Origin of the sequence: Mesorhizobium tamadayense, from assembly GCF_003863365.1 — a bacterium.
GTDB classification, from domain to species: Bacteria; Pseudomonadota; Alphaproteobacteria; order Rhizobiales; family Rhizobiaceae; genus Mesorhizobium; species Mesorhizobium tamadayense.
Genome location: NZ_RQXT01000006.1, coordinates 170,075 through 190,355, shown reverse-complemented (window position 1 = coordinate 190,355; position 20,281 = coordinate 170,075). Strand labels below are relative to the sequence as shown.

At 64.0% G+C, this 20,281-nt stretch carries 24 protein-coding genes; 14 read left to right on the top strand and 10 right to left on the bottom strand.

The genetic code is table 11. The features are described from left to right. Window positions 1-25: 25 nt before the first annotated feature. From EH240_RS07705 to EH240_RS07695, 3 genes are read left to right on the top strand one after another with little or no spacing between them, the layout of a single operon-like run. On the top strand, window positions 26-1,153 hold the full coding sequence (locus tag EH240_RS07705) for an efflux RND transporter periplasmic adaptor subunit (protein WP_124996814.1): 1,128 nt from the start codon (window positions 26-28) through the stop codon (window positions 1,151-1,153). Window positions 1,154-1,196: 43 nt separating this feature from the next. Continuing rightward, window positions 1,197-1,655: a nuclear transport factor 2 family protein gene (locus EH240_RS07700; protein WP_124996812.1), complete on the top strand. Its 459-nt coding sequence runs from the start codon at window positions 1,197-1,199 to the stop codon at window positions 1,653-1,655. Between the two features lie 9 nt (window positions 1,656-1,664). Continuing rightward, entirely contained in the window at window positions 1,665-4,793 is a 3,129-nt protein-coding gene (locus EH240_RS07695) for an efflux RND transporter permease subunit (RefSeq protein WP_124996810.1), read from the top strand. A gap of 107 nt (window positions 4,794-4,900) precedes the next feature. Here EH240_RS07695 and EH240_RS07690 read toward each other — a convergent pair whose 3' ends face one another. Beyond that, the gene (locus EH240_RS07690) at window positions 4,901-5,818 is read right to left on the bottom strand and encodes a polyprenyl synthetase family protein (RefSeq protein WP_124996809.1); all 918 of its coding nucleotides are present in this window, start codon (window positions 5,816-5,818) and stop codon (window positions 4,901-4,903) included. A gap of 130 nt (window positions 5,819-5,948) precedes the next feature. On the opposite strand from EH240_RS07690, the gene EH240_RS07685 reads away from it, so the two are divergent. The 3 genes from EH240_RS07685 (at window position 5,949) to EH240_RS07675 (ending at window position 7,622) form a co-directional block, all read left to right on the top strand. Next, window positions 5,949-6,656, top strand: a complete 708-nt coding sequence (locus tag EH240_RS07685) for a transglycosylase domain-containing protein (protein WP_124996858.1) — start codon at window positions 5,949-5,951, stop codon at window positions 6,654-6,656. 152 nt (window positions 6,657-6,808) lie between these two features. Continuing rightward, the gene (rpmF, locus tag EH240_RS07680) at window positions 6,809-6,991 is read left to right on the top strand and encodes a 50S ribosomal protein L32 (protein ID WP_006203806.1); all 183 of its coding nucleotides are present in this window, start codon (window positions 6,809-6,811) and stop codon (window positions 6,989-6,991) included. A gap of 229 nt (window positions 6,992-7,220) precedes the next feature. After that, window positions 7,221-7,622, top strand: a complete 402-nt coding sequence (locus EH240_RS07675; RefSeq protein ID WP_124996807.1) for a hypothetical protein — start codon at window positions 7,221-7,223, stop codon at window positions 7,620-7,622. 258 nt (window positions 7,623-7,880) lie between these two features. Here EH240_RS07675 and EH240_RS07670 read toward each other — a convergent pair whose 3' ends face one another. Beyond that, complete coding sequence (locus EH240_RS07670; RefSeq protein WP_124996805.1) at window positions 7,881-8,399, bottom strand: winged helix-turn-helix transcriptional regulator; 519 nt, start codon at window positions 8,397-8,399, stop codon at window positions 7,881-7,883. A 90-nt stretch (window positions 8,400-8,489) separates the two neighbouring features. Here EH240_RS07670 and EH240_RS07665 point away from each other — a divergent pair, with 90 nt between their 5' ends. The 4 genes from EH240_RS07665 to EH240_RS07650 all read left to right on the top strand — a co-directional run bounded on the left by EH240_RS07665 (window position 8,490) and on the right by EH240_RS07650 (window position 10,867). Continuing rightward, window positions 8,490-9,314: an alpha/beta fold hydrolase gene (locus tag EH240_RS07665; protein ID WP_124996803.1), complete on the top strand. Its 825-nt coding sequence runs from the start codon at window positions 8,490-8,492 to the stop codon at window positions 9,312-9,314. 87 nt (window positions 9,315-9,401) lie between these two features. Then, complete coding sequence (locus EH240_RS07660) at window positions 9,402-10,058, top strand: glutathione S-transferase family protein (RefSeq protein WP_124996801.1); 657 nt, start codon at window positions 9,402-9,404, stop codon at window positions 10,056-10,058. A 6-nt stretch (window positions 10,059-10,064) separates the two neighbouring features. Further along, complete coding sequence (locus EH240_RS07655; RefSeq protein WP_124996799.1) at window positions 10,065-10,400, top strand: ArsR/SmtB family transcription factor; 336 nt, start codon at window positions 10,065-10,067, stop codon at window positions 10,398-10,400. Window positions 10,401-10,555: 155 nt separating this feature from the next. Beyond that, a complete protein-coding gene (locus EH240_RS07650) occupies window positions 10,556-10,867 on the top strand; it encodes an SRPBCC domain-containing protein (protein ID WP_245435859.1) in 312 nt (103 codons plus the stop codon). Between the two features lie 58 nt (window positions 10,868-10,925). Here the strand turns inward: EH240_RS07650 and EH240_RS07645 are convergent, their stop codons facing one another. The 3 genes from EH240_RS07645 to EH240_RS07635 form a co-directional block, all read right to left on the bottom strand. Further along, window positions 10,926-11,201, bottom strand: a complete 276-nt coding sequence (locus tag EH240_RS07645) for an ArsR/SmtB family transcription factor (RefSeq protein ID WP_124996797.1) — start codon at window positions 11,199-11,201, stop codon at window positions 10,926-10,928. A 31-nt stretch (window positions 11,202-11,232) separates the two neighbouring features. Continuing rightward, the gene (locus tag EH240_RS07640; RefSeq protein ID WP_124996795.1) at window positions 11,233-12,480 is read right to left on the bottom strand and encodes an MFS transporter; all 1,248 of its coding nucleotides are present in this window, start codon (window positions 12,478-12,480) and stop codon (window positions 11,233-11,235) included. A gap of 101 nt (window positions 12,481-12,581) precedes the next feature. After that, the gene (locus EH240_RS07635) at window positions 12,582-12,776 is read right to left on the bottom strand and encodes a DUF1192 domain-containing protein (protein WP_124996794.1); all 195 of its coding nucleotides are present in this window, start codon (window positions 12,774-12,776) and stop codon (window positions 12,582-12,584) included. Window positions 12,777-12,988: 212 nt separating this feature from the next. Between EH240_RS07635 and EH240_RS07630 the strand changes: the two genes are divergently transcribed. The 3 genes from EH240_RS07630 (at window position 12,989) to EH240_RS07620 (ending at window position 15,277) form a co-directional block, all read left to right on the top strand. Next, window positions 12,989-13,999: an NAD(P)H-quinone oxidoreductase gene (locus tag EH240_RS07630; RefSeq protein ID WP_124996793.1), complete on the top strand. Its 1,011-nt coding sequence runs from the start codon at window positions 12,989-12,991 to the stop codon at window positions 13,997-13,999. A 187-nt stretch (window positions 14,000-14,186) separates the two neighbouring features. Further along, the gene (locus tag EH240_RS07625; protein WP_124996792.1) at window positions 14,187-14,327 is read left to right on the top strand and encodes a DUF1127 domain-containing protein; all 141 of its coding nucleotides are present in this window, start codon (window positions 14,187-14,189) and stop codon (window positions 14,325-14,327) included. 254 nt (window positions 14,328-14,581) lie between these two features. Further along, on the top strand, window positions 14,582-15,277 hold the full coding sequence (locus EH240_RS07620; RefSeq protein ID WP_124996791.1) for a DUF1013 domain-containing protein: 696 nt from the start codon (window positions 14,582-14,584) through the stop codon (window positions 15,275-15,277). A 68-nt stretch (window positions 15,278-15,345) separates the two neighbouring features. On the opposite strand, the gene EH240_RS07615 is transcribed toward EH240_RS07620, so the two are convergent. Then, window positions 15,346-16,065 (bottom strand): helix-turn-helix transcriptional regulator, encoded by a 720-nt coding sequence (locus EH240_RS07615; protein WP_059189944.1) that lies wholly within the window; start codon window positions 16,063-16,065, stop codon window positions 15,346-15,348. Between the two features lie 222 nt (window positions 16,066-16,287). Beyond that, window positions 16,288-16,452, bottom strand: coding sequence for a hypothetical protein (locus EH240_RS07610; RefSeq protein WP_124996790.1), 165 nt, complete (start codon window positions 16,450-16,452; stop codon window positions 16,288-16,290). A 186-nt stretch (window positions 16,453-16,638) separates the two neighbouring features. Between EH240_RS07610 and EH240_RS07605 the strand changes: the two genes are divergently transcribed. Next, window positions 16,639-16,818 (top strand): hypothetical protein, encoded by a 180-nt coding sequence (locus tag EH240_RS07605; protein WP_167483950.1) that lies wholly within the window; start codon window positions 16,639-16,641, stop codon window positions 16,816-16,818. Window positions 16,819-16,869: 51 nt separating this feature from the next. Here the strand turns inward: EH240_RS07605 and EH240_RS07600 are convergent, their stop codons facing one another. From EH240_RS07600 to EH240_RS07590, 3 genes are all read right to left on the bottom strand, one after another. Then, on the bottom strand, window positions 16,870-17,610 hold the full coding sequence (locus EH240_RS07600; RefSeq protein WP_124996789.1) for a DUF899 domain-containing protein: 741 nt from the start codon (window positions 17,608-17,610) through the stop codon (window positions 16,870-16,872). 153 nt (window positions 17,611-17,763) lie between these two features. After that, window positions 17,764-18,789, bottom strand: a complete 1,026-nt coding sequence (locus EH240_RS07595) for a class I fructose-bisphosphate aldolase (protein ID WP_124996788.1) — start codon at window positions 18,787-18,789, stop codon at window positions 17,764-17,766. 208 nt (window positions 18,790-18,997) lie between these two features. Continuing rightward, window positions 18,998-20,194 carry a phosphoglycerate kinase gene (locus EH240_RS07590; protein WP_124996787.1) on the bottom strand — a complete coding sequence of 399 codons (1,197 nt, stop codon included), beginning with the start codon at window positions 20,192-20,194 and terminating at the stop codon, window positions 18,998-19,000. Window positions 20,195-20,281: the final 87 nt, after the last annotated feature.

The following is a 20,281-nucleotide window of genomic DNA, read 5'->3' as shown; positions in this document are numbered from 1 at the left end:
TCTATTTCGACATGAGGCGATGGGCATGAAAAAGAGACCGGTTATTATGCTGGGCGCGGTTCTGATCACGGCATCAGGGGCGATCGCGGTGTCGGGGGCGACGGCATTCGTCACGTTTGCCAATCCCGCTCAGGAGGCTTCCACCGTGGGCGACCCGCGGCAGGAACCGCCTATCGTCAGGCTGTCGGCGGCAGCGCGGGTGAGCGGATCAGAACGCGGCTTCACCGGCATCGTCGGGGCGAGGGTGCAGAGCAATCTCGGCTTCCGCGTACCGGGCAAGATCGTGGAGCGGCTGGTGGATGTCGGCCAGGAGGTCAAGGCCGGTCAGCCGCTGATGCGGATCGACGACACTGACCTTCGCCTCGCGCTCACGGGAAAGCGCAATGCCGTTATTGCCGCGCGTGCGATCGTTGCTCAGACAGAACCGGATGAACGGCGATACGCCAATCTGCTGAAAGATGGCTGGGTCCCGCGGCAGCGGTACGAACAGGCGAAGGCCGCGCTGGATACTGCCGCGGCCCAGCTCGCCGCCGCCCAGGCTGACGCGAAGGTCGCTGAGAATGAGGCGACCTACGCAGTCCTGGTGGCGGACGCCGATGGAACGGTGGTTGAAACGCTCGGTGAGCCGGGGCAGGTCGTCCCTGCCGGCCAGCCGGTGGTCCGGATCGCCAAGGCCGGCCCCCGCGAAGCGGTGGTCGCGCTCCCCGAGACGATCCGGCCGGCGATCGGCTCGGCGGCCGAGGCCAGCGTATATGGGGATGTTGAGCACCGCCATACGGCACATCTGCGACAATTATCCAACTCTGCCGATGCCCAGACCCGCACCTATGAGGCCCGCTATGTGCTCGATGGTGAGGCCGCGGCAGCGCCGCTTGGCGCGACGGTAACCATTCGGCTTGCAACCCAGGCGAGCCAGCCGGAGGTCCAGGTGCCACTGGGAGCCGTGCTCGACGACGGCAAGAAGACCGGCGTTTGGGTCCTGGACAGCGCCGCGTCGACCGTGCACTTCCAGCCTGTCCAGCTTGTTCGTGTAACCAGCGAAACCGCTGTGGTCAGCGGACTGAACTCCAGTGATCGGATCGTTTCGCTCGGCGCTCATCTCCTGCAGGAGGGCGCCCGCGTCAGGACTGCGCCTGGAAGCGGAGGCAACTGACGATGAACCTCAATCTTTCCGCGTTCGCCGTTGGAGAAGTCCAATGATATACAGTTACATTGTCAAGAAAGAGATCCGAAAGACCTTCGACCACGTCAACAACCATCGCTGGGATGCGGCGGTGAAAGCACTCGCGCCGCATGTCCATCACCGGGTTTCCGGAGCCCACGCGCTTGGTGGTGAGCGCCACGACAAAGAAGCTCTGCGCCGCTGGTTTGAGCGCCTCGGCCGTGTCCTGCCCACGCTCCATCTCACGGTCAACCACATCTGGGTGAAGGGCTGGCCGTGGCATACCACAGCGTTTGCCCAGTGGGACGGCACCGCAACGCTGCTCAACGGCGACGCGTCGTACGTCAACCGTGGCCTCCACGTGTTCACCCTGCGGTGGGGCAGAGTCTACGCACTCGAGGAATTTTACGATTCACAAGCGGCTGCCCGCGGTCTTGCCGTCCAAGCGGCAGCTGGTCTCGAAGAGGCCGTCGCCGAACAAATTGTGAGCTAGTGGAAACCGATGAACCTCAATCTTTCCGCGATCGCCGTCCGCGAACGCGCCGTCACCCTGTTCTTCATCCTCCTGCTGGTGGCCGCCGGCGCCTACGCCTTCGTCATGCTCGGGCGAGCGGAGGACCCCAACTTCACCATCAAGACCCTGACGGTCACGACGGCGTGGCCGGGCGCGACGGCGCGCGAGATGCAGGACCTTGTCGCCGAACCGTTGGAGAAGCGGCTTCAGGAACTGACCTGGTACGACCGGGTGGAGACGACCGCACGGCCGGGCTACGCGTATATGACGCTCACGCTGAAGGACAGCACGCCGCCATCCGTCGTGCAGGAGGAGTTCTACCAGGCCCGCAAGAAACTTGGAGATGAAGCCCGCAACCTGCCGTCCGGCGTCTATGGCCCGTTCGTCAACGACGAATATTCGGATGTGAGCTTCGCCCTTTACGCGCTGAAGGCCAAGGGCATGCCGATGCGTGAGCTGGCGAGGCAGGCCGAGGTGATCCGCCAGGACCTCCTGCACGTGCCCGGCGTCAAGAAGATCAACATCCTTGGTGAACGTCCCGAACAGATATTCGTCGAGTTTTCCTACGCCAAGCTGGCTACCCTCGGCGTATCGGCACAGGACATCCTCGCCGCCTTGCAGCGGCAGAACACCGTCACGCCGGCAGGCTCGATCGACACCCAGGGGCCGCGGCTCTTCATCCGGGTCGACGGCGCTTATGACAGCGTTCAGGCGATCGCCGACACGCCGATTGTCGCTGCGGGGCGGACGCTGAAGCTCTCCGACATCGCCGAGGTCAGCCGCGGCTATGAAGACCCTCCCACTTACCTCATCCGGCGCCAGGGCGAGCCCACAATCATGCTCGCGGCCGTTATGCAGGAGGGCTGGGATGGTCGCGCGCTCGGCAAGGCGCTGGAGGACAGGACGGCGGCCATCGCAAAGACGTTGCCGCTCGGAATGACGCTCGACAAGGTGTCCGATCAGGCCGTGAACATCACCTCGGCGGTTGACGAGTTCATGTTGAAGTTCGCGATGGCGCTCGGCGTCGTGCTGCTGATCAGCCTGCTCAGCATGGGCTGGCGCGTCGGCATCGTCGTGGCGGCTGCCGTCCCGCTGACGCTCGCCGTCGTGTTCCTCATCATGCTGGAGACCGGCCGGTTCTTCGATCGAATCACGCTCGGCGCCCTTATTCTGGCGCTTGGTCTGCTGGTGGACGACGCCATCATCGCCATCGAGGTGATGGTGGTGAAAATGGAAGAGGGCATGGACCGCATCAAGGCGGCAGCCTATGCGTGGAGCCACACCGCGGCGCCGATGCTGTCGGGAACACTCGTGACGATCGCCGGCTTCCTGCCGGTGGGCTTCGCGCGCTCCACGGCCGGCGAATACGCCGGCAACATCTTCTGGGTCGTGGGGTTCGCCCTCATCGTCTCCTGGATCGTCGCGGTGGTCTTCACGCCCTATCTCGGCGTCAAGATGCTGCCCGCGATCAAACCGGTCGAAGGCGGTCACCACGCTATCTACGACACGCCGAATTACCGGCGCCTGCGGCGGCTCATCACCTTTGCCGTGCGCCACAAGTTCGTCACCTGCGGTATCGTCGGCATCGCCTTCGCGATTTCCGTCGTCGGAATGGGCTCCCTCAAGCAGCAGTTCTTCCCGACGTCGGACCGCCCGGAAGTGCTTGTCGAGGTTCGCCTGCCGGAAGGCACCGGCATCGAGACGACGACCGCGACGGTCGAGAAGCTCGAGCATTGGCTGGACAGCCAGCCCGAGGCCAAGATCGTCACCAGCTATGTCGGTCAGGGCGCTCCACGCTTCTTCTTCGCGATGGCGCCGGAACTGCCCGATCCTGCCTTCGCCAAGATTGTCGTGCTGACCCCGAACGCCGAGGCGCGCGAGGCGTTGAAGCACCGGCTCCGGGGGGCGGTGGCGCAGGGGCTTGCACCCGAGGCTCGTGTCCGCGTCACGCAGCTCGTATTCGGCCCCTACACGCCGTTCCCGGTCGAATTCCGGGTCATGGGACCCGATCCCGAGCAACTCTACAGCATTTCCGAAAAGGCCCTCGACATCATGCGGGGCGTCCCCGACGTGCGGCAGGCCAACCGCGACTGGGGCGACCGCGCGCCGGTGCTTCGCTTCGTCCCGGATCAGGATCGACTGAACCTCATCGGCCTCTCGCCGGCGGAGGTGGGCCAGCAACTGCAGTTCCTGCTCACCGGCATCCCCGTCACGCAGGTCCGCGAGGACATCCGCAATGTCCCCATCGTGGCGCGCAGCGCCGGCGTCGAGCGGCTGGATCCGGCGCGTCTGGCGGATTTCTCGCTGATGAGCCGGGACGGCCGCTCGATTCCGCTCGACCAGATCGGCCATTCGGAAATCCATCTGGAAGAGCCGATCCTGAAGCGCCGCGATCGCACGCCTGTCGTCACGATCCGTTCAGATATCAACGAGGCGACTCAGCCTCCGGAGGTTTCCAAGCAGATCATGAAGGCCCTTCAGCCGCTGATCGCATCCCTTCCGGTCGGCTATCGCATCGAATTGGGCGGATCGATCGAGGAGGCTGAAAAGGCCAACACCGCGTTAGGCAAGGTCTTCCCGGCCATGATAGCCGCCATGCTGATCGTCATCATGCTGCAGGTGCGATCCTTCTCGACGATGTCTTTGGTCATGCTGACGGCACCGCTCGGCCTTGTCGGCGTCGTGCCGATGCTGCTCACCTTCAACCAGCCCTTCGGATTCAACGCCATTCTGGGCCTGATAGGACTGGCCGGCATCCTGATGCGCAACACGCTGATCCTGACCGAACAGATCAAGGAGAACCGTGCTGCCGGCCTTGACGGCTATCACGCCGTCATCGAGGCCACGGTGCAACGCACGAGGCCCGTGATCCTGACGGCACTTGCCGCCGTGCTGGCTTTCATCCCCCTCACGCACTCCGTCTTCTGGGGATCGATGGCTTATACGCTGATCGGCGGCACGGCGGTCGGCACGGTGCTGATCCTGCTCTTCCTTCCCGCGCTCTATGCCGCCTGGTTCCGCGTCAAGCCGACTGCCGACGAGATCCCAATTGCGGACGATATCCACGAGGTTTCGACGGAGGAACCGGAACTGCGGGTAGCAATGGCCGCCGAATAGGGGCGCTGTCGTGGAGGAGGCGGTTCAAGTTCTCGCCGCTGGATTTGCCTGAACAGAGCAGGGGCAGTTGCCCGATCGCGCCGACAGTCGGCTCAGGGTCGCCGCCCTCAGCTATTGCGCGTCGCCACGAAGGTCGCGGCGGCTTTCAGCAGCGCGGCCTCTTCGCCATAGGGGTCAAGCAGCGCGTGCGCCTGGTCGATGAGGCCGTGGAGCTGCTCGCGCGCCCAGTCGGCGCCGTGCAGCGCAGCGAGCGTCGCCTTGCCGGCGGCTGCATCTTTCTTTGTCGCCTTGCCCATCTGCTTCGTATCCGCGGTCAGGTCGAGCAGGTCGTCGGCGAGCTGGAAGGCAAGGCCGATCGCCGAGCCGAACTCGGCCAACCGCTCGCGGTCGGCGGCCGGCGCGCCGGCGACGATGGCCCCGGCCTCGCAAGCGAAGCGGATCAGCGCGCCTGTCTTCATGGCCTGCAGCCGGATGATGCCGGCCTCGTCCGGGCGCTTGCGCTCGGCTTCGAGGTCGAGCGTCTGGCCGCCGACCATGCCGCCGGCTCCGGCGGCACGCGCAAGCGCCAGCACGAGCGCCACCCGACGCTCGGCCGGCAGCGCGGTCGCCTCGTCGGCGATGATGTCGAAGGCCAATGTGAGAAGCGCGTCGCCGGCAAGGATGGCGGTCGCCTCGTCGAAGGCCTTGTGCACCGTCGGCTGGCCGCGGCGCAAATCGTCGTCGTCCATCGCCGGCAGATCGTCATGGATCAGCGAGTAGCAATGCACGCATTCGAGCGCCGCCGCGACACGCAGCGCCGCCTCGCCGTCAGCAGAAAAAAGGGCGGCACTTTCCATGACCAGGAAAGGGCGGAGCCGCTTGCCGCCGTTGAGCACGCCATGGCGCATGGCCGCCATCAGCCGTTCCGGCCTGGCGATCTCGCCGGAAAGCAGGCGCGCGTCAAGGACCTGCCTAAGCTGGGCCTCGCTTGCTGCGGCGCGCGCGAAAAGCGCGGATTCGAAGGCCATCTGGTCCTCTTTCGTCATGGCCGGGACCGGTAGCCGACACTCAGACATTGCGCAAGAAGCCTCGCGCCATTATGCCGGAGTGGCGAGTGGCACAGGTGGGGGCGGCTTGACGGAACCGATCGTCGATCATGAAATCGAAGGGCTGGACATGGCGCGACCACGGCGCCTGAACCGCGCCGGTCTGAAGCGCCTCGGCCGGCGCTGCCTGGTCGTTGCGATCGTGCTGGCGGCGATACCGGTGGTGCTCACCTTCCTCTATCTGCCGCCCTTCGTGCATCCGGTCTCGACGCTGATGCTGAAGGATCTTGCGACCTTTTCCGGATACGACCGGCGCTGGGTGCCGATCGACGACATGGCGCCGGTGCTCATACATTCGGTGATCATGTCGGAGGACGGGCAGTTCTGCTTCCATCGCGGCGTCGACCTCGGCGAATTGCGCGGCGTCGTCGACGATGCGCTTGCCGGCGAGGCGACGCGCGGCGCCTCCACCATCACCATGCAGACGGTGAAGAATCTCTTCCTGTGGTCGCGGCCGCTGGGCAGCGTGCGCAAGGTGGTCGAGCTGCCTTTAGCTGTCTATTTCGACGCGGTGATGTCGAAACGGCGCATCATGGAGATCTATCTCAACATCGCGGAATGGGGACCGGGCATCTACGGCATAGAGGCAGCCGCGCGGCATCACTTCGGCGTCTCGGCCAAGCAATTGTCGCGCCGGCAGGCAGCACTGCTTGCCGTCAGCTTGCCCAACCCGATCGCGCGCAATCCGGCGAGGCCCGGGCCGGGGCTCAGGCGGCTCGCCAATCTGATCGAGCGGCGTGCCGGACGCTCTGGCGCCTATGTCGGTTGTCTCGATTAGGACGAAGCGTCACCGGCTCAAAAAAATTCGCCGCGGTGCTGGCCAAAACCGAGCAACGCGTGTATAGGCACCCGACTTTCTCAGATTATGGCCTCGGTGCGGCCCTTTCGCGAGGGTGCCGGGGCATTTTGACCATGTAGTGGAGCATATCCATGGCCGTTCCAAAAAGAAAAACCTCTCCGTCGAAGCGCGGCATGCGCCGCTCGGCCGACGCTCTCAAGGCCCCGACCTATGTCGAGGACAAGAACTCCGGCGAAATGCGCCGCCCGCACCATATCGACCTGAAGACCGGCATGTATCGCGGCCGCCAGGTCCTGGAGCCGAAGGAAAGCTGAGAAGCTTCCACTGTTTGTGACGTTTCAAAGGACCGGCCTCTGGCCGGTCTTTTTGCGTCTGGCGATCAGATTGACCGGGCAGGATCGCACTCGATGCCGAAGCGCCGGGCAACCGGCTGACATCCTTATTTCATTAGGTCTTAGAGCGTGTTCGACAGGGCGGCGAAAAGCCTTGACGGCGTCTCTGCGGCGGATTTTACAAAAGGGTGCCTCATTGGAGACGCCCCAGATGTTCGGTGCCATCCCGCTGCTGATCGTACCCTTCGTCCTCTACAATCTCGGACTGCTGGGATTGTTCGGCGGCGGCGACGATCCATGGACCACCGAAATGTTCTCGTTCCGCATGATGTCGGGCGGCGTCTTCTCGATGACGCTCGGCGACCTTATGGTGTTGATCGGGTTGATCTTCCTGTTCGTCGAGATTTCAAAATCGGTGCGCACGACCAATGCGTCGATCCTGGATCATCTGTTGTCGACGCTGGTCTTCATCGCCTTCCTGGTCGAGTTCCTGCTGGTGAAAGGCGCGGCGCATTCGGTGTTCTTCACGCTGATGATCATCGCGCTGTTCGATGTGCTGGCCGGCTTCTCGGTATCGATGCGGTCGGCGAGCCGGGATATCAATCTCAATTAGTCGCATTCGTGGCGATAGGCGGAAACCTCCAGCTCTTCGTCATCCTATTCTATGGCGGAGCAAGGAGCGAAGCGACGCGGCGCAGACCATAGGATCCATGCCGTGACCTTGACGCTTCGCCAGCGGTGCTGAATTCTGCTCCGCTGCATGCTACGGTCGAAGTAACGCCATGGATCCCAGGGTCTCGGCGACGGAGCTTCGCTCCTGCTTCGCCCTGGGATGACGAGGTTCCTATTCCTCGCCTCAACCTGCCTCGCGTCAGCCTGCTGCGATCTCGGCCTTCCGCGAGACCGCAGCCTCATAGGCGGCCTGCAGCTGTTGCCGCACGCCAGGCGTGCCCGGCGGCGTCTTCGTCGGCGCGCCGAGATGCTCGTGACGCAGCTCGTCCATGAATTGCTCCCACAGCGGCGGGCCGCCTTTTTCCAGAAGCTCGGCGCGGATCGATAGCTCCTCGCTGACCGGCAGCCATACGCGCCCCCAGGCACCGAGATGCGCCATGATCGGCACCAGGGTGATCGCCATCTCGGTCAGGCTGTAGATCGCCTTCTGCTTGTGGCTCGGATCGTCGGCCTTGGTCAGCAGGCCGAGCTCCATCAGCCGTTTCAGCCGGTCGGCCAGGATGTTGGAGGCGATGCCTTCCAGCGATCCGTTGAGCAGCTCGCGGAAATGGCGCCTGCCGCCGAAGATCATGTCGCGCAGGATGATCAGGGTCCAGCGGTCGCCGAAAACCTCGAGCGACAGATTGATCGGGCAGCCGGAGCGGTGCTCGGTGTTCATGACAGTCTCCCAAAACCGGTTGCATTATGATATCGGTTTGATTATCGTGCAACTGATTGCAAAATGCAATCGGATTGACAGGAGAGAAGGATGGCCACTTTGCCACGCCCTGAAATCGTCTCGGAGACCTTCGGCAGTCCGGCCGATCCGGCGATCCTTCTGATCATGGGTGCCATGGCCTCGTTGCTCTGGTGGCCGGAAGCCTTCTGCCGGCAGCTTGCCCAGCGCGGCCGCTTCGTCATCCGCTACGACAATCGCGATACTGGTCTCTCGACCAAATACACGCCGGGCGCGCCGCCCTATACGTTCGAGGACATGGTGGACGATGCCGTCCGCGTGCTCGACGACCATAATATCAACAAGGCGCATGTCGTCGGCATGTCGATGGGCGGCATGATCGCGCAGATCGTGGCGCTGAAATATCCCGAACGCGTCAGCGCGCTCACCGTGATCTCCAGCTCGCCGCTCGGCGTCGATACGTCCAGCCTGCCGGGGGCGAGCCAGGCCTACAAGGAGCATTCCGCGGAAGGCGCCGATGTCGACTGGTCGAACCGGGGACAGGTGCTCGACTTCATGGTCAAGGGCGCTCGCGCGATTGCCAGCACGATGCATCCCTTCGACGAGGAACGGACACGCGCGATGATCGAGGAGGATTACGACCGTTCCGGCGGCCTCGCCAGCGCCATCAACCACTTCCTGCTCAAGAGCGGCGAGCCGGAGCGGCGGATAAAGGATTTTACGGCGCCGCTGCTCGTCATCCACGGCGCCACCGATCCGCTCATCCCGATCGAGCACGGCGAGGCGCTTGCCGGCGCGGTTCCCGGCGCCCGGCTGGTGCGGATCGAAGGCGGCGGCCATGAGCTGCATCGCGACGACTGGCCGGAGATCATCGAAGCCATCGCGACCCACGGCTGACCGGCGGGAGCCGGCCTTGACTCCGGTGGTCTTTGAAAATAGTTAAGTAGTTACTTCAGTATTTCGACGACGACAGGAGAAGCGAGTATGTCCCTGACGCTGCATTTCCACCCGCTGGCGTCCTTCTGCTGGAAGCCGCTGATCGCGTTCTACGAGAACGGCACGCCCTTCAGGCCGGTGATCGTCGATCTCGGCGACGAGCAGTCGCGCGCGGCCTTCCTGAAGGTTTCGCCGACGGGCAAGATGCCGGCCCTGCGCGACGACGCACGGGACCGCACGGTGCTGGAATCGACCATCGTCATCGAATATCTCGCCGCCTATTACCCCGGGCCGGTCGAGCTCATCCCCGCCGACATCGACCTCGCCATCAAGGTCCGCCAGGCCGATCGCTTCTACGACTTCTACGTGCAGGAGCCGATGCAGAAGATCGTCGGCGACCGGTTGCGGCCAAAGGACAGAACCGATCCGTTCGGGGTCGAGGAGGCGCGCGTGCAGCTGCGCAATTCCTACGCTATCATCGAACAGGAGATGCAGGCTAGGACCTGGGCGGTGGGCGAGACCTTCACCATGGCCGACTGCGCCGCCTCGCCGGCGCTGTACTATGCCAACAAGGTCGAGCCGTTCGGCGACAAGTTCCCGGCCGTGAAACGCTATCACGACCGCCTGCTCGAACGGCCGAGCTTCGCCCGCGTGATCGAGGAAGCGCAGCCCTATTTCAGGCTCTTCCCCTACAATAATGGCTAGTGCGCCATGCTGCACGATCCCGCCCAGCTCGACTTGATGTTCCAGGCGCTCGCGGATCCGGCGCGGCGCCAGATGGTGGAACGTCTGTCGCGCGGGCCGGCCTCGGTCAGCCAGCTGGCCGAGCCGCTGGCGATGTCGCTGTCGGCCGTCGTCCAGCACCTCAACGTTCTCGAGGCGAGCGGCCTGGTGAGCACCGAGAAGCTCGGCCGGGTGCGCACCTGCCGGATCGAGCCGCATGCGCTCAAGGCCGCCGAGCACTGGATCAATGAGCGGCGCCTCGCCTGGGAGCGCAGGCTCGATCGCCTCGGCGATTTTCTCGCTGACACCAAAGACGAAACTTGAAGGAAGCCACGATAACAGAACGATCCGTCGTCCATTCACCTTCGTCGTCGAGCGCGTCTATCCGGCGGCGCCCGAAAAGGTCTATTTCGCGCTGAGCGATCCAGCTGCCAAGAAGCGCTGGTTCGTCGATCCCGACAACCCGATGCCGAGCCGGCATGAAAGGATTTCCGCGTCGGCGGCAAGGAGGTGAATGCCGGCTGCCCCAGCGACGGGCAGATGCATTTCTTCAACATCAGGACATCATGCCGAACCAGCGCATCGTCTACAGCTATGAGCTGTTGTTCGGCGAAACCCGGGTCTCGGTGTCGCTCGCGACGATCGAGCTCATCGCGGACGGCAAGGGCACGCGGCTTATCCTGACGGAGCAAGGAGCCATCTTCGACGGTCACGATACGCCAAACACGCGCGAGCACGGAACGGGCGAACTGCTTGACGCGCTTGGCGCGGCACTGGAGGCCGCTGAATGAGGCTTCAGTTGGCGCCGCCGCCGATTTGCCGCCAAGGAGCGACGAGCCGCTTCAGCGATCACTCTCCGGGCGACAGTTCCCAGAACTGGTCGAGCCAAATGTTGAGCCTGAGGAAGCCGGCGGTGCTGACGGCATAGACGCGTCTGGTGCCTTCCGCCTTGGCCTTGACCAGGCCGGCGTCGAGCAGAACCTTTAGATGCTGGGAAACGGCCGGGCGCGAAACGGGTAACCCGGCTGCCAATTCGTTCACCGTCTTCGGACCGCGCCGGAGCTCTTCCAAGAGATAGCGCCGGTTGGGATCGGCTATCGCCACGAAGGCGTCGGAAAACATCATGCCTTATTTGTGAGGCAAAGTTTTCCAAATCTCAACTGTCGGTTTCAACCTTTCTGCGCGGATCGAGGCGCAAGGCTTCCGGCGTGACGGCGCGGTCAGCCGGCTGCGTCTTGAAGGCATCGCGGTTTTCGATCGGAACCGGCGCGCGGGCGCGGATGCGCAGCAGCGTGTAGCCGGCAAGGCAGAGATGGGCGAATGCGGTCGCAAGGAAGAGGCCTTCCGCCCGCAGCCAGCCCATCAGGGCAGCTGCGAGCAGCGGTCCGATCATCGTGCCGAAGCCGTAAAGCAACAGCAGGCCGCCGGAAACCTTGACGAAATCCTCCGACCGCGCGTGGTCGTTGGCATGCGCGACCGCGATGGAGTAGAGCGTGTAGGCGAAGGCGCCGTAGGCGGCGGCCAGCACAATGACGAAGACGCCCGAATGCGGCTCGACCAGGAAGATCAGCACCGCGAAAAGTGCCGCGCCGAAGGCCGCGCCGGCGAGCACGAAGCGGCGATCAGTCGTGTCGGAAAGCCGGCCCGCGGGAAGCTGCATGGCGGCGCCGGCGACGACCACGAGGCTCATCATCAGCGCGATCTCGGCGGTGGAGATGCCGATGCGGGCGCCATAGACGGCGCCGAGTGTGCCCCAGGCGCCGTTGGCGATGCCGATCAGAACACAGGCCACCGCCGACACCGGCGAATTCGCATAGAGGCCTTTGACGTCGAGCTTGACGTCCTGCAGCGGCTTCGGATGCGACTGCGTCGAAACGGCGGTCGGAATGAGCGACAGGCAGAACAGGATGCCGGTGATCATGAACAGCGAGGCCGACTTCACGTCGCCGCCGGCGACGATCATCTGGCCGCCCATGATCGAGGCATAGGTGACCATCATATAAAGGCCGAAGACCGTGCCGCGGTTCTCGTTGGTGGCTTTCTCGTTCAGCCAGCTTTCGATGACCATGAAGGCGCCGGCCATGGTGAAGCCGGTGAAGGCGCGCAGCAGGATCCAGAAATACTCGTCGATGATGAGGCCGGTGAGCAGCGCGATGATCGCTCCCGACGCGGCGAAGGCGCCGAACGCCCTGACATGGCCGGCGCGGCGCACCAGCCGCGGCGCGAAGAAGCAGCCGGTGACGAAACCGCCGGCCCAAGCCGTGCCCATCAGGCCGAGCGAGGCGGTCGAGAACCCTTCCACCTGGCCGCGCAGCGGCAGCAGCAGGCCATGCAGGCCGGACGCCGCCAGCAGGAACGCGGTGCCGCGCAGCAGCGAGAGGATCGGTCGGTAGGTTGCGAACATGGGCTGATCCGGCAGGAGATTTCAGGGCGCAGGTCTGTTTCAGAGGGAAGGTCTGGAGGTCGCAATCAGGCTTTTCCGGGGCAGCCGCCGGCGCGCTCGGCTTATCCTCGACGAAACAGCTCCTCGGCCGCGGATTTGGTGGCTCCCTTGGCGGCCCGCTCGGCTTCCAGCCTGGCGATCTCCTCGCGCAGCAGGGCAATTCGCTCGGACAACTCGTCGACGGACAGCAGCGACAGATCCTGTCCGATCTCGTGCGGGCGCGGCTTCTTTTTGGGTTCGTCGTCGAAGATCGCCATCGTCGCTCCTCCCTGTTTGGGCCATTTGCCTGATTTGCCAATCAGCATACATAGGGCAAGGGCACCGATGCAAACGGCCGGCAACGACGGTCAGAGCGTCGCGCGTCTTTCAGACGCGCAAAGGACGCTCTAAGTTTTTTGAGTTGCGCATCGTGCTTGTCGGAAAATCGATTCCGATTTTCGGCCGATGCGGCACAAGGAGACGGGACACCATGGCAAGCGGACAGAAGATTCCGGCAAGGATGACGGCCATCGCGATCTCGCAACCCGGCGGCCCCAGGGTGTTGAAGCCGGAGACGCGCGACGTGCCCGCACCTGGTCCCGGCGAGATCCTCATCCGCGTGCACGCGGCCGGCGTCAACCGGCCGGACGTGCAGCAGCGCAAGGGCGCCTATCCGCCGCCGCCTGGCGCCTCGGACCTGCCCGGTCTCGAGGCGGCCGGCGAGGTCGCCGCGCTCGGCGACGACATATCGCGCTGGCGCATCGGCGACCGGGTCTGCGCGCTGACGCCGGGCGGCGGCTATGCCGAATATGTCAAGGTCCATGCCGGCAGCGTGCTGCCGATCCCGGCCGGCTTCACCTATTCGGAGGCCGCCGCTGTGCCGGAGAACTATTTCACCGTCTGGCACAATGTGTTTGAGCGCGGCGGGCTGAAGAAGGGCGAGACGCTGCTCGTCCATGGCGGCTCATCCGGCATAGGCACCACGGCCATACAACTGGCGTCGGCGTTCGGCGCCTATGTCATCACCACGGCCGGCAGCAAGGAGAAATGCGACGCCTGCCTGAAGCTCGGCGCCGACCGGGCGATCAATTATCGCGAGCAGGACTTCGTCGCCGAGGTGAAGGACGCAACTGGCGGCAAGGGCGCCGACGTCATCCTCGACATGGTGGGCGGCGACTATGTGGCGCGCAACTACGAAGCCGCGGCGATCGAGGGTCGCATCGTCCAGATCGCCGTGCAGGCCGGCGCGGTGGCAAGCGCCGATTTCGCAAAGCTTATGGTCAAGCGCCTTGTCCATACCGGCTCGACGCTGCGCCCGCGCACGGTCGAATTCAAGGCGGCCATCGCGGCGGCTCTCGAGGCTCAGGTCTGGCCGCTGCTAGGTGCCCGCAAGGTCGCTCCGGTCATGGACATGATCTTCCCGCTGACGGAAGCCTGGCGCGCGCATGAGCGGATGGAGGAAGGCGAGCATATCGGCAAGATCGTGCTCGACGTCGGCTGAGGCGTGTCGAGATTCAGGAGATGCCGACACCCGCGTGGTGCGCATCGCCAGCGACAGGTTCAATAATGCTTAATGCTGCATTGCAACAAATGCATTGCCGCCATGCAAAAGCGTCCGTTCAATTCTTGGGCAAGGGTGCCTATTTACGCGGCATCGAAACAATCGATCCCACGAATGGAGGACTGAAATGAACCCGATCCGCGCTTTCCGCAACTGGCGCCTTTACAACGAGACCGTGCGTGAGCTGAACAAGCTCAACGCCCGTCAGCTGAACGACCTCGGCATCAACCGCGGCGACATCGAGAGAATCGCCCGCAAGGCTCTTTGATTTGAAGCGCGCCTGGCCGCAAGGCCGGGCTGCGGCCTCGAAGCCAGAGCCGTCGCAGACGCTTGCTCGTCTCCGGTTCCGAACCCGCTGGACCCAGTCCGGCGGGTTTTGTCTTTTTGGAGCTTCAGACGCTCCTTGCCAAAAACATTGCGAAATCGTGACGGAGCGTTTATACAGGCCGCGAATTTCCCATTTTGGTGGCTCTAAAACCACCGCCCGCGCGGGAACGCGGGCGAACGAGAAGGATTTTTGACATGGCCAATACGCTGCTGATGCCCAAGGCGACCGCCGTCTGGCTGGTCGACAACACCGCGCTCTCCTTCGAGCAGATCGCGCAGTTCTGCGGGCTGCATCCGCTGGAGGTCAAGGCGATCGCCGACGGCGAGTCGGCGCAGGGTATCAAGGGAATGGACCCGATCATGACCGGCCAGCTCACCCGCGACGAGATCGCGCGCGGCGAGAAGGACCCGAACCACCGGCTGAAATTGTCCGACCCCAAGGTGCGGGTGCCGGAATCGAAGCGCAAGGGCCCTCGCTACACGCCTCTGTCGAAGCGCCAGGACCGGCCGAACGCCATTCTCTGGCTGGTGCGCAACCATCCCGAGCTCAAGGACGCGCAGATCGCACGGCTGGTCGGCACCACCAAGTCGACGATCGAGCAGATCCGCGAGCGCAAGCACTGGAACTCGGCCAATCTGCAGCCGATGGATCCGGTGACGCTCGGCCTGACCTCGCAGATCGACCTCGATCTGGAAGTCAACCGCGCCTCGCGCGGCCGCGAGCAGGTACAGCCGGTCGCCGGCGACACGCTGCTGCCGGCGGCGCTGACCGAAAGGCTGACGCCGGCTCCGGAGAAGCCGAAGGACGAGGATCAGGAACTGGACGCCAATGCCGTTTTCGCCAAGCTTTCGGCGCTGAAGTCGAAGGACAAGGACGAAGACGAGGAGTAAGCAGTTCCACTCGATAAAAAAAGCCCGCTTCGAGCGGGCTTTTTTATCGGACAGTCGCTTGGGAGGACTTACGTCCGTGCCGCGCGGTCGGGCGCCATGCCGTAGTCCTCGCTGCGCTCCACGGCGCGGTAGAAATCGGCGAGCTGCTTGCCGCGCTCCGGCTTGTAGATGCGGCCGGCGATCACCACCGAGGCGATGCGGTCGATGCGGAAGGCGCGAAAATCGTCGCGCATCTCGCACCAGGCGACCAGCGTCCAGACCTTGCCCCAGAACCACAGACCCAAGGGCCGGATGTCGCGGGCGGTGCCGCGGCCGGCCTCGTCCGAATAGTCTATGGTCAGCACCTGGCGCTTCTCGATGGCGCGCTCGATGAGATCGATCGCTTCGCGCGCGGCATCGCTCACCACCCACATCGGCGTGTGGATCTCGGTGCGGGCGATGCGGTCCTTTTCCGTGTCGGGCAGCACGGCGCCGATCTTGACCAGCGCCTCGTCCGCGGCCCTTGCCATCGCCGCGCCGCCAAAAGCACGCACCATGCGCGCGCCGGCAACCAGCGCCACGATCTCGTCACGCGTGAACATCAGCGGCGGAAGGTCGAAACCCTCCCTCATCATGTAGCCGACACCCGCCTCGCCGTCGATCGGCACGCCGGTCGACTGCAGGTCGGCTATGTCGCGGTAGATAGTCCGCTCGGAAACCTCGAGCCACGTGCCGAGCTTCTGCGCGGTGACCAACCGGCCACCGCGCAGATGCTGCACGATCTGGAAAAGTCTGTCGGCGCGGCGCATCGTTTGACCCCTTGGTTTCGGTTCTACGCATGCCGCGGTCCCAAAACCGGTTCCCGCAGGTTGGAGGCTGCTTCAATAACGCAGGCCTCCTGACAACATACTGTCAGGAGGATGCAGCCATTCCAACACGAGATAGCGGCGTCTTCCCTGAAACCCAGCGTTTCGACCGCCATTAGATCTGGGCGCGGCACGGCCGCTATCCAAGTCGCGCGCCGAAAAATTTCAGTTCTCACGCGCGCGGCCATTATAAAGGTCCGGCCAACCGATGTCCTTGCGAATGTCCGCCGGCAAATTGTTCAGGAAACGCTGGGTGCGGATCTCATTCCGCACGGTGCGGATCTTGCCGACATAGTGCTTCACGCTACGCAGTATCGTAAAACCGTTCATGACCAGGCTCCTCTTTTTCGATGAGAGGAGTATCTCACACCCCTGCTGACAGCTGTCTGTCAGGAGGTTGGCAGCACGCCGTAGAAAGACCCGCGACGTCCCGCGAGAGCTCGATGAGGTTCGGATTCTGTCAGGAGCGTCCCGCCCGAACGGCAGCATCAAGAACGGCTTTGACAGCCGTCGGCGATGCTGATCAAAGGCGGCATGACGAAACTGCTCGCCCTTGTCATCATCGGCATTATGCTGATCCAGGTCATCAAGCCGCTCGGCTGGCCCGGACTGAAGCGCCGCACCGATTTCTGGAAGCTGGCGGTGCTTGCCATGGCCGCGATCTCGTTGGCGGCCGTGCTCGGGCACTGGGGGTAAGAATGACGAAAAGCCATTAGCGCATGTTTTGGCCGAGGTGAACTAGGCGGGTCACTCGCAGCAGTCCGGCCGATCCTTGGTCCTGTCCTGGTATTCGTCGTGCAGGCGCACCCAGTCCATCAGGCCGTGATAGGGGCCGGTCTCGTTGCGGCCCTTCGGCGTCATGTCGAGATAGTGGTAGGCGCCGATCAGCGCGTCGCCGCCGCGGGCGCGCGACATGAAGGTGAGGAAGACGTCGCCGTTTTCGTCGCGATAAAAGACGCTGGTGCCGGGCAGGTCCTTCGATCGCAACGGGCGTTTCTCGAAATTGTAGACCGTGTCGCCGGCCGCGATCTGCCTGTCGGTGAAGGAGACCTGCATGTCGAAGTTGAAGTCCGACGCATAGGAGGACACCCAGTCGAATTTCCAGCCCATGCGCTGCTTGTAGGGCAAGAGCTCGGCCAGCGGCGCCCGCGAGATGACGACCAGCGACACGTCGTGGTGCTTGAGATGCCGGTTGGCGCCATCGATGTGGTCGGCCAGGAACGAGCAGCCTTCGCAGCGGTGGTCGGAGCCCGGCGTCATCATGAAGTGGTAGACGATGAGCTGGCTCTTGCCGGCGAACAGTTCGGCGAGGCGCTTCGTTCCCTGCTCGCTTTCGAAGACATAATCCTTGCGCAGCTTGAGCCAGGGCAGTTGCCGACGCTCGGCGGCGATGCAATCGCGAAACCGCGTCAATTCCTTCTCGCGCTCGAGGTGCCTTCTGTGCGCCTCGAACCAGTCCTCCCGCGAAACGACGGCAATGCGATGCATGACTATCTCCTGTCCTCTCCTGCCAAGGACGTTCGACATGGGCGCGACCCGACATTCGCCGCCGCTGTTTCGATGCATCAAGTAGGAATGCGGCCGGCAAAAAACAAAACCCGGGCCTTGGCCCGGGTTTTCGGTGATTTGGGAAGCCTGGTATCAGGCGGCCTTTTCCAGCGCCGGCTGCCATTTGCCGAGCGCGGCCAGATGGTTCATGTGAGCGCGGTGGATGAAGGCGGCCTGGCCGGCGGCGACGTTCGACGCCTTGCCGCTCCATGCCTTCTGCGCGGCCGCCTGCAAGGCGCGGCCATAAGAGAAGGAGAGCTTCCACGGATGCGGGCCGATGACGTTGATGGCATTGAGGTTGGCCGTCGCCTGCTCGTCGTCCTGGCCGCCGGAGAGGAAGGCGATGCCGGGCACCGCCGCGGGCACGGTTTCGCGGAACAGCTTGATCGTCTTCTCGGCGACCTCCTCGGGCCTGTCTTTCTTGCCCGATTTCTTGCCGGAGATGACCATGTTCGGCTTCAGGATGGTGCCTTCCAGCACGACGCGCGCCGCATAAAGCTCGCCATAGAGCTTCAGCAGCGTCGCCTTGCTGATCTCGTAGCAGGTGTCGATCGAGTGGGCGCCGTCCATCAGCACTTCCGGCTCGACGATCGGCACGATGCCGGCTTCCTGGCAGAGCGCGGCGTAACGGGCCAGCGCATGCGCGTTGGAGCCGATCGACGTCGCCGATGGCACGCCCTTGGCGGTGTCGATGTCGATCACGGCGCGCCATTTGGCGAAGCGGGCGCCGAGCTTGTAATAATCCGCAAGCCGCTCGCGCAGGCCGTCCAGGCCTTCGGTGATGGTATCGCCGGGAAAGCCGGCGAGAGGCTTGGCGCCGAGATCGACCTTGATGCCCGGAATGGCGCCTGAGGCCTTGATGATGTCGACCAGCGGCGTGCCGTCGGCGGCCTTCTGGCGAATCGTCTCGTCATAGAGGATGACGCCGGAAATGTACCTGGTCATCGCGTCCTTGGCGCGGAACATCATCTCGCGATAGTCGCGCCGGCTGTCGGCGGTCGATTCGACGCCGATGACGTCGAAGCGCTTCTTGATGGTACCGGAGCTCTCATCGGCGGCCAGCAGGCCCTTGCCGTCGGCCACGATCGCGGCGGCAATGTCTTCGAGACGTTCGCTCATTGTTGCTCTCCTTGACGGTTCCGCGCCTGCGGTCAGCCCGCTGACCGCTTCAGGCCTTTGTTTTCCCGCAATTCCGAACGGAAAACCGCTTCGCACTTTTCCTGGAATTGCTCTAAGCAGAACACTACCGCCAAAGGAATGAACGCGGAAAGCTCGAATCGATTGAAAGTATTCGACGGGCGGAACCGCTCGCTAAGTGTTGACTGGTTCAGCGCTTCAGCACCTCGACGCCGGGCAGCGGCTTGCCTTCCATCCATTCCAGGAAAGCGCCGCCGGCGGTCGAGACATAGGTGAAGTCGTCGGCGACGCCGGCATGGTTGAGCGCGGCTACCGTGTCGCCGCCGCCGGCAACCGAGACAAGCTTGCCTTCCCTGGTACGGGCTGCGGCGTGCTTTGCCGCCGCAACGGTCGCACGATCGAAGGGCTCAATCTCGAAAGCGCCGAGCGGGCCGTTCCAGACAAGCGTGGCGGCGCGGTCGACCCAGTCGGTGACGGTCTTCACGGTCTTTGCGCCGACGTCGAGGATCATGCTGTCGGCCGGCACGTCCGCAATGGCCACGGTCTCGCTCGCAGCACCTGCCTTGAATTCCTTCGCCACGACGCCGTCGGCGGGCAGGATGATGGCGCAGCCCGCCTCGGCCGCCTCGATCATGATCTGCTTGGCGGTAGAGGCCAAATCATGCTCGCAGAGCGATTTGCCGACATCGGTGCCGCGCGCCGCCAGGAACGTGTTGGCCATGCCGCCGCCAATGACCAGCGCATCGACCTTCTTCACCAGGTTCATCAGGAGGTCGATCTTGGTCGAGACCTTGGCGCCGCCGACAATGGCCACCACGGGTCGTACCGGATTGCCGAGACCCTTTTCCAGCGCATCGAGCTCGGCCTGCATGGTGCGGCCGGCATAGGCCGGCAGCCGGTGCGCCAGGCCTTCGGTCGACGCATGCGCGCGGTGGGCGGCGGAAAAGGCGTCGTTGACATAGATGTCGCCATTGGCGGCGAGCTTTTCGGTGAAGGCCGGGTCGTTCTTCTCCTCGGCCTTGTAGAAACGGGTGTTTTCCAGGAGCAGGATGTCGCCATTCTTCATGGCGGCGACCGCGTCCGCGGCCTTGTCGCCAATGCAGTCGGAGGCGAAGCCGACCGGGCGGCCGAGCACTTCCGCCGTCGCGCGGGCGATCGGTTCCAGCGAGAACTCGGCCGAGGGGCCCTCCTTGGGGCGGCCGAAATGCGCGAGCAGGATGACCTTGGCGCCCTTGCCGGAGAGCTCGGAAATCGTCGGTGCGATGCGCTCGATGCGCGTGGCGTCGGTGACCTTGCCGTCGGCGACCGGAACGTTGAGGTCGACGCGCACCAGGATGCGCTTGCCGCTGACGGCGCCGATATCGTCGAGTGTCTTGAATCCGGCCATGGTCGTTCCTTTCCGCGAAAAACGCGGCGACCTTACCCGGCACCGGGGACGATGCAAGCCTCGCGTTGAAGCGCGCGCGCAAAAATG

Bases quoted from the DNA above. Each gene is read 5' to 3' on its own strand.
- EH240_RS07705 (WP_124996814.1), top strand. From the start codon at position 26: ATGAAAAAGAGACCGGTTATTATGCTGGGCGCGGTTCTGATCACGGCA.
- EH240_RS07700 (WP_124996812.1), top strand. From the start codon at position 1,197: ATGATATACAGTTACATTGTCAAGAAAGAGATCCGAAAGACCTTCGAC.
- EH240_RS07695 (WP_124996810.1), top strand. From the start codon at position 1,665: ATGAACCTCAATCTTTCCGCGATCGCCGTCCGCGAACGCGCCGTCACC.
- EH240_RS07690 (WP_124996809.1), bottom strand. From the start codon at position 5,818: ATGACGAAAGAGGACCAGATGGCCTTCGAATCCGCGCTTTTCGCGCGC.
- EH240_RS07685 (WP_124996858.1), top strand. From the start codon at position 5,949: ATGGCGCGACCACGGCGCCTGAACCGCGCCGGTCTGAAGCGCCTCGGC.
- rpmF (WP_006203806.1), top strand. From the start codon at position 6,809: ATGGCCGTTCCAAAAAGAAAAACCTCTCCGTCGAAGCGCGGCATGCGC.
- EH240_RS07675 (WP_124996807.1), top strand. From the start codon at position 7,221: ATGTTCGGTGCCATCCCGCTGCTGATCGTACCCTTCGTCCTCTACAAT.
- EH240_RS07670 (WP_124996805.1), bottom strand. From the start codon at position 8,399: ATGAACACCGAGCACCGCTCCGGCTGCCCGATCAATCTGTCGCTCGAG.
- EH240_RS07665 (WP_124996803.1), top strand. From the start codon at position 8,490: ATGGCCACTTTGCCACGCCCTGAAATCGTCTCGGAGACCTTCGGCAGT.
- EH240_RS07660 (WP_124996801.1), top strand. From the start codon at position 9,402: ATGTCCCTGACGCTGCATTTCCACCCGCTGGCGTCCTTCTGCTGGAAG.
- EH240_RS07655 (WP_124996799.1), top strand. From the start codon at position 10,065: ATGCTGCACGATCCCGCCCAGCTCGACTTGATGTTCCAGGCGCTCGCG.
- EH240_RS07650 (WP_245435859.1), top strand. From the start codon at position 10,556: ATGAAAGGATTTCCGCGTCGGCGGCAAGGAGGTGAATGCCGGCTGCCC.
- EH240_RS07645 (WP_124996797.1), bottom strand. From the start codon at position 11,201: ATGATGTTTTCCGACGCCTTCGTGGCGATAGCCGATCCCAACCGGCGC.
- EH240_RS07640 (WP_124996795.1), bottom strand. From the start codon at position 12,480: ATGTTCGCAACCTACCGACCGATCCTCTCGCTGCTGCGCGGCACCGCG.
- EH240_RS07635 (WP_124996794.1), bottom strand. From the start codon at position 12,776: ATGGCGATCTTCGACGACGAACCCAAAAAGAAGCCGCGCCCGCACGAG.
- EH240_RS07630 (WP_124996793.1), top strand. From the start codon at position 12,989: ATGGCAAGCGGACAGAAGATTCCGGCAAGGATGACGGCCATCGCGATC.
- EH240_RS07625 (WP_124996792.1), top strand. From the start codon at position 14,187: ATGAACCCGATCCGCGCTTTCCGCAACTGGCGCCTTTACAACGAGACC.
- EH240_RS07620 (WP_124996791.1), top strand. From the start codon at position 14,582: ATGGCCAATACGCTGCTGATGCCCAAGGCGACCGCCGTCTGGCTGGTC.
- EH240_RS07615 (WP_059189944.1), bottom strand. From the start codon at position 16,065: ATGCGCCGCGCCGACAGACTTTTCCAGATCGTGCAGCATCTGCGCGGT.
- EH240_RS07610 (WP_124996790.1), bottom strand. From the start codon at position 16,452: ATGAACGGTTTTACGATACTGCGTAGCGTGAAGCACTATGTCGGCAAG.
- EH240_RS07605 (WP_167483950.1), top strand. From the start codon at position 16,639: ATGCTGATCAAAGGCGGCATGACGAAACTGCTCGCCCTTGTCATCATC.
- EH240_RS07600 (WP_124996789.1), bottom strand. From the start codon at position 17,610: ATGCATCGCATTGCCGTCGTTTCGCGGGAGGACTGGTTCGAGGCGCAC.
- EH240_RS07595 (WP_124996788.1), bottom strand. From the start codon at position 18,789: ATGAGCGAACGTCTCGAAGACATTGCCGCCGCGATCGTGGCCGACGGC.
- EH240_RS07590 (WP_124996787.1), bottom strand. From the start codon at position 20,194: ATGGCCGGATTCAAGACACTCGACGATATCGGCGCCGTCAGCGGCAAG.